The following is a 9,237-nucleotide window of genomic DNA, read 5'->3' as shown; positions in this document are numbered from 1 at the left end:
GCCCTTCGCTCATGCAGCAAAAAAGTTGCCTTGATTGATCCAAGCGCTGCGCTGCAACGCAGCCTTAAAAGCGGCCATTCGTTGTGGGCGCAGCAAAGCTTGGAGGGTCTATGACCGAGTTGCGGACTTTGCAGTCGCTTGCACAGAAGCCGCCGCCAGTATTTGGTGTTACCGAAAATGGGCTATACATTGTACACAAGCCCGAATTTCCTCTCATATCGCGGGGAAATTTGAACAATTTACGAGGGTGAGGGTATTGTGTCTCAGGCCCAAGATCAGAGAAAACTTGCAGCCATTCTGGCAGCGGACGTAGTCGGATACTCAAGGTTGATGGCTCTCGATGAATTGGGAACACATTCACGTCTCAAAACCGTTCTCTCGGAGGTTTTCAGGCCGACTGTAAAACGTCACGCCGGTCGAATTTTCAAGATGATGGGAGATGGCGCGCTCGTCGAATTTGCAAGTGCAAATCAGGCCGTAGATTGCGCTGTTGAGCTTCAATCTCTGCTTGAAAATGAGGAAGAGCAAGACAGTGAGGATGCGGCAATCAAAATGCGCATCGGGATTAGTCTGGGTGATGTCATCGTTGTTGGTACTGACTTGTTCGGGAATGGGGTCAATATTGCGGCTCGGATGGAGAGCCTTGCCGAACCTGGTTCAGTTTGCATCTCAGGAAATGTCCGAGAACACTTAAACAACAGCGATACTTTCGAATTGATCGATCTAGGTCCTTGTCTGGTAAAGAACATTCCTCAGCCCGTGCAAGTTTTCCGAGTCGGTCGAAAGAAAGAGTTGGTCCAAACTTCAACCAAGACTCACTCATTTGAGCAAAAGATTCAGTTTTGCGAGACATCCGATGGGGTTCAAATTGCATACGCGACAATCGGCCAAGGGCCTCCGGTTGTATCGGTTTCTAATTGGCTCACTCACCTTGAACTGGACTTTCAAATACCAATGCGACGTGAACTGGTTCGAGCGCTCTCCCCAAACAAGCAAGTGATCAGATATGATGCGCGCGGCAGCGGTTTGTCAGACAGAGAGGTGGAAGATTTTTCGCTGGATGCATCTGTATTGGATTTGACAGCCGTCATCGATGCACTTGGACTGGAACAGGTTTCTCTCGTTGGGCAGTCTCAAGGAGCGGCTATCGCAGCAGCTTTTGCTGCACGGAACCCCGATAGGGTGAAAAAGCTGGTTTTGTGCGGTGGCTACGCGCGCGGCCGCCGAATGAGAGGTTCTAAGGGCCAAATTGCAGAAAGCGACGCTTTCATAACTATGATTAGAGAAGGTTGGGGAAAAGAACTCGACGCATACGTTCGCATGTTTGGGGCATTTTTCATGCCAGATGCGAATGCGGACCAGTTGTCAGGGTTCACAAACCTACAAAGGAAAGCAACTCCGCCGGAAAATGCGGCAAGCATTCAACTTGCAATTGATAGTATTGATATCTCTTCCGAGCTATCCAACGTGCAAGCCTCAACGCTTGTTTTTCATGTGCGTGAAGATGCCAGAGCCCCGTTTGAGGAAGGTAGAAGAATGGCTGCAGGCATTCCCAATTCACGATTTATTCCGCTCGAAGGGCGCAATCACGTAATGCTCGCCGATGATCCAAGCCTTGAACGCTTCTTGAGCGAAGTGTCTAAATTTTTGGAACATTGATCGAAAAGTGTCTGGCAGCTTCGGGCTGATTGTGTTGAAAAACTCTGTTTTCTCCAAAAAACGGTGAAAAACTTCGCCATAGAGCGCCAGTTGGAAATCTTGGCGAGGGGGTCGGCAAAATCAGGGCCTTGGCGATGTGTGCAGCTCTAAATGCCCTCTCCGTTCGAACAGTGCCAGCTTTTCCGATGCAACGGGTTTTGGCGGAAAAGCGAGAGTGCGGATCTTTCGAGTTTTTCAACACAATCGGGACAAACCAGCTCTCTGTTTGCGTAAGTGTCAAGCGCGGGTTTCTCGGTCATTCGGGGACCTGGTTCTCTACGAAGTCAGCATTGCCGCTTCCTGATGGCGTCCGGGAGCTGATCGGCCAAAATGTCATTCGCGGAGTGAGCTTTGGCTCCTCCGGCCGGTTTAGACTGGCTTGATCTGCATCCGTCCCGAAGGACTTTAAACCCGCCTAGGCTCTCCTGGGCAGGGTTTGGGTTAGGGTTAGGCGTTGGCCTCCTGCGTTGGGTTGAAGACAGTGCCATCGCGCCAGATGCACATCAAAACGATGGCGATTTTGCGTGCCGCCGCGACGGCGGCTTTCTTGAAGCCCTTGCGTTCCTGCAGGCGCAGTGCCCAAGTCCGCAATGGCGACGGCTTTCTCACCTGCGTGATCAGTGTAGTGGCGGCGGCATACAGCAATCGCCTGAGGTCCCGGTCGCCGCATTTGGAGATCCGTCCCGACCAGTCCATATCGCCAGATTGATGTCGTCTCGGCGTGAGACCCAAGAACGCGCCGACATCTTTTGCACGTCGGAACCTTCCAGGGTCATCAAGTGTAGCCGCGAAGGACAGGGCGACGACAGGTCCAACGCCCGGGACTGTCATCAAACGCCGGACAAGGTCGCTCTCCTTCGCAATGGTCCTGGCTGTCGGACTGGTCGTGCTGGCTGCCCTGCCTGCTTGGCTCGTCCCGGTGTCCTTGCCTTTGCCTCTCGGCCTCGTCCTCGGGGCTGTCCTGCCTGACCTTCTGCTGCGGAGGGCCTGAGCATGGATGACCCCTTTAACCTGCAGGAAGACGACGTCGTGGTCATCAAGGCCTTCGACGAGTGGCCCGAGCACCTGTTCCAGGTCTGGGAGGTCTATGATGACTGCATCACAGGCTACTCCCTCTCAGGCCCCCTCGAGGGCGTCTACGGCGAACCCGCCTTCGACCTGATCCTTCGGGTCCACAGCCGCGCTAACGGCTGATCGGAAGAGGCGCTCGTCCTCTGATCCCAACCAATCCCAACAATCAAGTTTACCAGAAAGGAGAAGGCGCATGTCTTCTGCACCCATTCGCTATGCCTACCTCAAAGGTCAGACATGGCTCTATCGACGCAACTATCCCAAGGAGGTTGCCGCTGTCCTCGGGCAGCAAGCTCTCAAGCAGTCGCTGAAGACCAGTGACGCCAAGGTGGCCCGGAAACGGGCTGCCGAGGTGAATGCCCGGTATGACGAGACTGTCGAGCAGGTTCTGTCAGGGGCCGCCTCTCTGCCACAGAGGGCAACGACTGGCACCCCTGGATGGGCCTCCCCATCGGAACGGGCTCTTGCTGCTCTCCGGGCCACTCTGCGACACTCTGAGCCGCTGCGGTATCCGGGAAAGGTTCAGCCGTCGGCCATGGTCCAGCAGTCCGTGCGTCGGTACCTGATGCTGCGGCAACGGGAGCTGCGTCCTGGGGGCTTCAAGTCGGTCCGGTACTCCCTGGAGCTCCTCGCCTCGAAGTACGGTGTCCTGACCCTGACAGCGCTCTCTCGTGACCACGGGCGGGAGTTCCTGTCCCTGATCGCTCAGCTCAGCCCCTATCTCGGCAAGTCCAGGAAGACCCAAGGGCTGTCTCTTGACGCGTCTGTCGCGTGGTCCAGGAGCCAGAAGAGACGGATCACGGGACGGACCCAGCGCCGCATCTGGTCACAGGTGAAGCACTGGCTCGACTGGGTGGTCTACGAGGGAGAGCTGGAGACCAACCCCTTCACCTCGGTCCGCTTCGAAGCCAAGGTCCGGCACGCCCCCTATGCTGTTCCCACAGAAAAGGAGGTACGGGCCCTGCTCAGGAGGGACGATCCCCGCATCGGGAACGCTCTGCGTCTCTGCCTGCTCTCCGGGATGCGCGCGGGGGAAGCTGTGGGGCTGCTCCGGGAGGACCTCGTCGACAAGGGCAATCTCGGTTGGTTCTTCCACGTCAGGCCCAACGCCCTGCGTCTGCTGAAGACCGAGGCAGCGGAGCGGCAGGTGCCGGTTCATGTCGAGCTGGAGGCTGTGCTGGCTCGTCTGCCCACCTCAGGGCCGCTGTTCCCTGATCTCACCGTGAACGAGGTGACGAAGCAGTTCGCGAGGCTGCGGCGACGGCTGCGGATCGAGAGGCCCGGGCTGGTGTTCCACAGCACCCGGAAGTGGTTCATCACCCAGTGTGAGAGGACAGGTGTCCCCGAGCACTTCACCGCGTCCCTGGTGGGGCACAAGTCAGCCCGGTCGGAGAACGGGATCACCTACAGCATCTACTCGGCTGGCATCGGCGACGACCAGAAGCGCGCCATCGTCGACCAGATCAGGTTGCCGTCATGATGGTGCCTCCTGACATCGAGGCCTTCGAGGAGCGGGCTGCCATCGCGGAGTTCGATGGGGGTCTGACCCGGGCAGAGGCTGAGGACGTGGCGGCCCGGGATCAGGGCTTCATCAGTGCCCAGTACTACTGGCAGTGGCTTGCTGACTACGTCGTCAACAAGGGATACCCCCGATAACAACCTCCCCGGCTGGCTCAGTGCTGGCCGGGGTAACCGGACACTTTTTTCTTTTTTGGCTGGACATTTCCCAATGACCAATTGTGTCGATGATGGGGCGATGAACGCGTAGCGACCTCTAAATCGCCCGAATTGGGCCGCTGGGTAGCCAGATTGGCCCACCATCTTCCTACGCATGAGAAACAATCACGGCAGAACGCGAGTGGCCGTTGATCGTATGCTTTAGGTAACTAGTCATGGCAACGTACTACATTCCGACAGATGTCGCAGGCGGCACGATCTTCGTCAACGAGGGCGACGTATTCATCTTTGAATCTACTGCTGATACTTCTGTGGTCTTCGAGTCAGCGTCGGGCAGCCCAACCAACTTCCAGGTCCAGTTCTCCGAGAGTAATGCAAACGCGTTAAGCATAGACATCGATATCAATCTGACGCCGACCTTTACCCTTTCTGACAACGTCGACGCGTCCAACATCAACATCAATGCCGGAAACGCTGACGCGACTAACTTTGTAGCAGGCGACAATGTTGCCTTCGGCGCATTTTACGGGTCGGGCACCGGTACAGACACGATTTCCATCGGCAACGGTTTTACCGCTACAGATACATGGAACACCCAAGGTGGAATCGATACTATCACGGTCGGTGACGATGCAACCTTCGGAGATGTATTCACCGGCGACGGCGACGATCAGGTTACGCTAGGGCAGAACGCGACGGTTACTACCCTGGACGGCGGCAATGGAATCGACAAGCTATCGACTTCAACTTCCGGATTGGCTCAGGCAAATTTCGAGACCACAGTTGAGTTCAGCACCTACACGCTGACGGATGCGATCGTTCCTGCGAATGGTGTTGTCGCAGTTGCGGTCGATACCTTCGCGACGAAGCAGAACGCGAACGACATAACAATCGTTAATACGTCAACCGATCCCATCACCACTCTGACGATTGAAAAGTTCGGCGATAACGAAAATCAGCAAGATATCATTCGGGTCGACCTGTCTCAATACAGCGACAACTTCACCATTGTTCTGAAGAACACGGGCTCCAATGTTCAGGACCAGCTGTTTCTTGAAGGGCTGCAGAGTTTTACCGACAATGGCAACGGTACCTACAGCGCGACATATTATGCGACAGATAGCCAACTCTACACCGTAACGGTTCAGCCTGAAAACGCTGCGGTCACGCCCTATTACGCACCAGATGGAATTGTGACCGGGGTCGAAGGTGCTGAGGTGATGGACCTCGGCTACACCGATCTGCAGGGCGACGAGATCGATGGGGTAGATGGAGACGATGACTCCATCGTGGGTGGAGGTGGGCGCGACACGATCATCGCGGGCGCGGGGAACGATATCATCTATGGTGACTACGCTGAAGTCGCCGGTTGGCAAACAACCGATCTGCCGTCGAACGCATATACGGGAATACCACCGGGCCCTGCCACAGGTGCCGAAGTATTCTCATTTTCGATCACGGACGCGAACCTTGATGCCAACGGTAAGGTAATCCTCAAGGTTGACGCGATTACCCCGAACAAGACGCTCGCACAGGACTTCACGATTACAGATGATGCGCTTACCGAAGGTCTGACGCATCTGGCCATCGAAAAGGGCGGTGGCGCCGACGGTTCAGCCGATATCTATCGCATTGACCTGGCGAATTTCGACGATGACTTCCTAGTCACGATCATCGACGAGGATGCGGTAGACCGGTTCGTATTCGAGAACGTTCACACGATCTCGGTCAACCCCGACGGCACTTATCGGCTGACCTATGTCGGGGCGGACAGCAATCTTCATGAGGTTAAGGTCAATAATGATCTCGCCCAGGTCGACTTCTACCTCAGCCCGGGCTCTCCTTATTTCTACGATGATAGTATTGATGCTGGGACCGGGGATGACATAGTCGACGGTGGTTTTGGCGATGACACCATTCTGGGCGGTGATGGCGCGGATACGCTGGGGGGCAGCGACGGCAGCGACATTATTGACGGCGGCGCTGGGGACGACGTTATTGAAGGCGATCGCACGGGGCCGTCTCAGCCACTCGCAGACACTTTAGAATACAGCTACGCGCAGAACTCGACAGGTGGTCAGGCGGCCCATTTTGGAGATCAAGGGACCGGTCTGCCCGACGATCCGCTCAACTTCATCGATGGTGATCTGACCACCGAGTCGCGGTATCACGACGGTGATATCATTGAATATAGCTTCGGTCAGGAGGTGCCTGCCGGAACAAAACTGACCCTGATTGAAGGGGACACCGGGATCGAGGATGGTTGGGTTGATATCTATGTCAGCTTCGGCTCCACCGATCCGAACGGGGACGCGCTTTCAGGAAGCGGCGGGGGCGTCGGATACGAAAGCGCTGTTACGAATGGCCAGTCGGTTCTGATCTATTCAGGTCCGTCAGACTCGACTGTCGACTTGGTCATCCCGATCAATGCGACGCACATCCAATTCGTCGGCGTGGTCAACCACGGGGGCTGGGCGGAGATCGAGTTCACCGAGCTGATGAATCCGCTGGATGCGGGTGATGACAGCATCACCGGTGGCGACGGTAACGATATCATCGATGGTGGCGGTGGTGACGACACCATAGACGGCGGTGCAGATAACGACACGATCGAAGGTGGCCTGGGCGCTGACCTGCTGCAAGGTGGAGCAGATGCAGATACGTTCCTTGTAACCGATAACTTCGGCAACGATACGGTTATCGGCGGGGAAGGGGTCACGACAGGGACCAACTTCGACACGATCGACCTGAGTGGTACAACACTGCCGCTGATAGTCACTTTTGATGGCGACAAGTCCGGGATCATCTCTGACGGCACACATACGATAACATTCTCCGAGATCGAACGCCTGATCCTTGGTCCGGATGCGGACGTCGTCAACGCATCGGCTGATACGATCGGCGTGGACATCATCGCAGGGGCTGGCAATGACACGCTGATTGGCGGTAGCGGTGGAGACACACTTGATGGCGGTGCCGGTGATGACAGCCTGACGGGCGGCGCCGGAGACGATTTCTTCACCGTCAGTGATGGCAACGACACCATCACCGATTTCGGCTTCGGTGAGACTGGTGCTCCTGCAGACAGCGATCCCACCAACAACGACTTTGTCGATCTCTCGGGCTATTACGATAGCCTCGACGAGCTGCGCGCAGACCAACTCGATGACGGTGTCCTGAACCAGTCAAATACCCTCGACGATGAGGGGAATGTCGTTGATTACTCGGACAACACCCAGTTTGGTACCGGCTCCCTGACCATTCAGGGTGCGACTGGCTCAACATACACGTATGACAACACTGGTATCGTCTGCTTTACATCGGGGACGATGATCCTCACGCCGACTGGAGAAGTGCAGATCGACAGTCTCAAGCCGGGTGACCTTGTCTGCACCCTGGACAATGGTCCGCAGCCGATCGCCTGGATTGGGTGTCGCGCTGTTGGTCAAGACGAGTTGCGCTTTAATGAGAAGCTCCGCCCGGTGCTGTTCAAGGCTGGCGTGATGGGGCTTGAGCGTGATCTTCTCGTTTCTCGCCAGCACGGGATGCTGATCGGTCAGGATAACCTTGCTCGCGCGGTGCACTTTGCTGAAACCATGCCAGGTGTACGCATTGCCCACGGCAAGCGAGAGGTCACCTACATCCATCTTATGTTCGAGGCCCACCAGATCATCTTCGCCGAGGGCGTCCCGAGCGAAAGCTTCTACCCCGGTCCCATGGCCATGCAGATGATGTCGGCTGAAGCATGTCAGGACCTCACCAGGCAATTCCCGAAGCTCGTCCCCGGTCTGGACAAGACGGCAGTGCAGCAGATTTACGGTGATACCGCACGCGTCTTCCTGAAGAAGAAAGAGCTGCCAGAGCTGCTTGTTGCTGCTTGAGCCAAGCGTCATAAGCGCCCTTCTCAGCAGACCTTGACTGAGAACTCTGCGCTCCCACACCCGTTCCACCCGTAGGACCCTTTCTAAGCCTCCCGGGTAGGGCTTCCCTACCTTCTACTGCTTCCATTACTTATACCTAATTCCTGGGTATGACCTTCCCGTCCTTACCCCCTAAGAGAGACCCTCTCCGCCACCCCCGTAGGACCCATTCTAGGCCTCTCGGGTAGGGTCTTCCTCTTCTTTAGCCTACTCTGCTTCCATTACTCATACCTATTACCCCCCAGACCACTTAGCCCCACCGGAAGCTAGGACAGGATACCCCACCAGAGCCCCAGAGAGGGCCATACAGAGCCCTTAGAGGGGGTTCTGATATGACGATAATGATCACCAGAGGCCAAGAGAGAGGCTCCTGAGAGGCCCCTTTATGGCTGATGATCGTCCTCCACCAAGACCTCCCAAAATGCCCCCAAAAGTGCCCCCTTTTTCCGACTGCCTGCGCTAAGGCCAAGAAAGGTATCGCGGGGCAAGGTTTCCTACCATCCCAGCCACTTCTTCTTTACATCGTCGTTACGGGCTCTCCGGAGGCCTCTCGGGGCGGAAATGCCCCCGAAAATGCCCCCGTTCAGGGTGGGTCCCTTTGGGGTGTTGTAGTTGTAGGGGTAGAACATACCTGAATTAGGTATGAGTAATGGAAGCAGACAGGGTAGGTAGTAGGAACCCCTGGGGAGGGGCCTAAGAGGGATGTCCTACAGGGAACCTTAGCCGAGAGGCCCTATTAGAAATCCACGTAGGCTCACACGCAGGACCATGGAGGCGAAATGAGCGACGAGATAGACCCAAAGCACTCCAGGCCCTTGGATGTCCATAGGTGGTCGGATCATCAAGAGGTGGGGGTGGTGGTTGATGCGAT

At 56.2% G+C, this 9,237-nt stretch carries 6 protein-coding genes; 5 read left to right on the top strand and 1 reads right to left on the bottom strand.

The window, feature by feature from the left end; translation table 11 throughout:
• Positions 1 to 258: 258 nt before the first annotated feature.
• Positions 259 to 1,659 carry an alpha/beta fold hydrolase gene (locus tag GV827_RS22645; RefSeq protein WP_164356515.1) on the top strand — a complete coding sequence of 467 codons (1,401 nt, stop codon included), beginning with the start codon at positions 259 to 261 and terminating at the stop codon, positions 1,657 to 1,659.
• Between the two features lie 486 nt (positions 1,660 to 2,145).
• Here the strand turns inward: GV827_RS22645 and GV827_RS22640 are convergent, their stop codons facing one another.
• Positions 2,146 to 2,529: a transposase gene (locus GV827_RS22640; protein ID WP_164356513.1), complete on the bottom strand. Its 384-nt coding sequence runs from the start codon at positions 2,527 to 2,529 to the stop codon at positions 2,146 to 2,148.
• Between the two features lie 162 nt (positions 2,530 to 2,691).
• Here GV827_RS22640 and GV827_RS22635 point away from each other — a divergent pair, with 162 nt between their 5' ends.
• The 4 genes from GV827_RS22635 to GV827_RS22620 all read left to right on the top strand — a co-directional run bounded on the left by GV827_RS22635 (position 2,692) and on the right by GV827_RS22620 (position 8,327).
• Positions 2,692 to 2,892, top strand: a complete 201-nt coding sequence (locus GV827_RS22635) for a hypothetical protein (RefSeq protein WP_164356511.1) — start codon at positions 2,692 to 2,694, stop codon at positions 2,890 to 2,892.
• A 70-nt stretch (positions 2,893 to 2,962) separates the two neighbouring features.
• Positions 2,963 to 4,249 (top strand): DUF6538 domain-containing protein, encoded by a 1,287-nt coding sequence (locus GV827_RS22630; protein WP_164356510.1) that lies wholly within the window; start codon positions 2,963 to 2,965, stop codon positions 4,247 to 4,249.
• Positions 4,246 to 4,425: a hypothetical protein gene (locus tag GV827_RS22625; RefSeq protein WP_164356508.1), complete on the top strand. Its 180-nt coding sequence runs from the start codon at positions 4,246 to 4,248 to the stop codon at positions 4,423 to 4,425. The genes GV827_RS22630 and GV827_RS22625 overlap by 4 nt, the downstream gene beginning before the upstream one ends.
• A 236-nt stretch (positions 4,426 to 4,661) precedes the next feature.
• On the top strand, positions 4,662 to 8,327 hold the full coding sequence (locus tag GV827_RS22620; RefSeq protein ID WP_164356506.1) for a Hint domain-containing protein: 3,666 nt from the start codon (positions 4,662 to 4,664) through the stop codon (positions 8,325 to 8,327).
• The last annotated feature ends 910 nt before the right edge of the window (positions 8,328 to 9,237 follow it).

Source organism: Sulfitobacter sediminilitoris (assembly GCF_010667575.1).
GTDB lineage: Bacteria > Pseudomonadota > Alphaproteobacteria > Rhodobacterales > Rhodobacteraceae > Sulfitobacter > Sulfitobacter sediminilitoris.
Note: the sequence above shows the minus strand (reverse complement) of the source record. Positions and strands in the feature narration are given on the sequence as shown.

Bases quoted from the DNA above. Each gene is read 5' to 3' on its own strand.
- GV827_RS22625 (WP_164356508.1), top strand. From the start codon at position 4,246: ATGATGGTGCCTCCTGACATCGAGGCCTTCGAGGAGCGGGCTGCCATC.
- GV827_RS22640 (WP_164356513.1), bottom strand. From the start codon at position 2,529: ATGACAGTCCCGGGCGTTGGACCTGTCGTCGCCCTGTCCTTCGCGGCT.
- GV827_RS22620 (WP_164356506.1), top strand. From the start codon at position 4,662: ATGGCAACGTACTACATTCCGACAGATGTCGCAGGCGGCACGATCTTC.
- GV827_RS22630 (WP_164356510.1), top strand. From the start codon at position 2,963: ATGTCTTCTGCACCCATTCGCTATGCCTACCTCAAAGGTCAGACATGG.
- GV827_RS22635 (WP_164356511.1), top strand. From the start codon at position 2,692: ATGGATGACCCCTTTAACCTGCAGGAAGACGACGTCGTGGTCATCAAG.